This is a genomic window from Streptomyces sp. NPDC059003 (assembly GCF_042740445.1).
Lineage (GTDB): Bacteria > Actinomycetota > Actinomycetes > Streptomycetales > Streptomycetaceae > Streptomyces.
Map to the genome: position 1 here is coordinate 1 of NZ_JBHYJH010000309.1, position 1,941 is coordinate 1,941.

The window sequence follows — 1,941 nt, forward strand, 5'->3', positions numbered from 1 at the left end:
ATCGTCTGCCGGTAGCGATCTCATGCCGGGGCGGGAATGCCCTGGTCATGCGGGACTTATCGGTTCTCAGGCAGCTCCTGCTGCCGCAGGTGGTCGGACTGGTACTGGACGGCGTCACTGAGACGAATGCGCTGGTTGAAGTGCAAGCTCGGTGCGTCGTAGGGGAGTTGGCCTGTCCCGACTGCTCGGTCCTGTCCCATCGTGTGCACAGCCGCTACGAACGACGGCTTTCCATGTATCCGACCGGCGGCCGCCGGTCGGTGATCCGGCTGACGGTGCGGCGCTTCTTCTGTGAGAACACCGAGTGCCGGCGACGCACGTTCGTCGAGCAAGTCAAGGGCCTCACCACCAGGTATGCCCGCGCGGGCCCGGGAGTGAAGAGATGGTGGCGGGCGGTCGCGCTGGCCGTGGGAGGCCGCCCGGGTGCCCGTCTGTGCAGGGTCTTCGCCATGCCGATCGGCCGTGAACGGCTGCTGGGTCTGCTGCACGCGCCGCCGGTGCCGGACCGGGCGCCGCGCGTACTCGGCGTGGACGACTTCGCCTTCCGGCGGTCGCGGACCTACGGGACCGTGCTCATCGACGTGGAGTCCTCGACCGTGATCGAGGTCCTGCCGGACCGCACCAGCAAGACCCTCGTGGCCTGGCTGACGGCACATCCCGGGACCGAGATCGTGTGCCAGGACCGGGACAGCGGTTACGCGCGGTCAAGGAGGCAGCACCCCACGCCCGCGAGGTGGCCGATCGCTGACACTTGCTCCAGAATCTGGCCGCCGCCGTGGAAAAGACCTGTCACCAGCACCGTTCCTGCCTGCGCAAACGTGCCGATGCCGAGACGGGCCCGATAGCACCGCAGCCTCCGCTCATCGAACTGCCGCCGCTCGAACTGCCCCGCACCCAGATCATCGAACGCACCCGCCATCGGTACGAGGACATCCACCGGCTCGTGGACGCAGGCTGGACGATCAGCGCCATCGCCCGGCGTCTGCACCTGGACCGCAGGACCGTCCGCCGCTTCCGCGACACCGATCTCGACCAGCTCCTCGCGACGGCTCAGATACGGCGCCCGGCCGGTGTCCTGGAACCCTTCAAGCCGTACATCAACCAGCGGTTCACCGACGCTCTGGGCGAGGTCAGCGGCAGTCGACTGTTCCTCGAAGTCCGCGAACGGGGCTACCGCGGCAGCCGTCAGGTTGTCCGCAAACACCTCGCCGCCCTGCGCGCCGGCAACGCCGAACCCGTCCGCGCCGACATCCCCAGCCCTCACAAGATCACCGGCTGGATCATGCGGCCCCGCGAGGCCCTCACCGACCTCCAGGAGGAGCAACTCCTCCAAGTCCGCCTCGCCTGCGTGGACATCACCCGGGCCTGTGACCTGGCCCGCAACTTCGCCGACCTCTTCCGCAACCAACGCGGACAACTACTGATCGACTGGATTCGCCAGGCCGAACAAGAGTCTCCGGCCCCAATGCGCGGCTTCGCCGGATTCCTCGGCCAGGACCTCGACGCGGTCACCGCAGGGATGACCCTCACCTACAGCTCCGGAGTCGTGGAAGGCCAGATCAACCGTTTAAGACGATCAAGCGGCAGATGTACGGCCGCGGATCGTTCCAACTCCTCCGAACCCGGGTGCTCCTACGATCGTGACCATCACGAGATTTCGACCAGAGCCATTTTCAAGAATCGCGTGTGCCACGAATGCGAAAGGAACCGTATGTAGGAACAGTTCTGGAAGCAATGCTGTGCAAGTCATGAAGGTCTGGCCCTTCGGAGCCGCCCTGCGGGGGGAGGCTTCAAACCGCCACATGCCGCGAAAGCGGTGACGCGATCGTGGTGAGCGATGTGGAAAAGGCGCCCGTGAGGCGTCAGGTGGGGATCAGGAAGACGAACGCAAGTGAACCACTGCTGAAGTGTCGTTATTAAAATCGAAGTGACATCGAAACC

Annotated in this window: 2 protein-coding genes; both read left to right on the plus strand. The window is 65.5% G+C overall.

Annotated elements, in window-relative coordinates; all coding sequences use genetic code 11:
* Nucleotides 1–845: transposase family protein (locus ACFWZ5_RS44140; protein ID WP_384892729.1), on the plus strand; the 845-nt coding region annotated here is incomplete at its 5' end.
* On the plus strand, nt 776–1,717 hold the full coding sequence (locus ACFWZ5_RS44145) for a helix-turn-helix domain-containing protein (protein WP_384892732.1): 942 nt from the start codon (nt 776–778) through the stop codon (nt 1,715–1,717). The genes ACFWZ5_RS44140 and ACFWZ5_RS44145, both read left to right, overlap by 70 nt.
* The last annotated feature ends 224 nt before the right edge of the window (nt 1,718–1,941 follow it).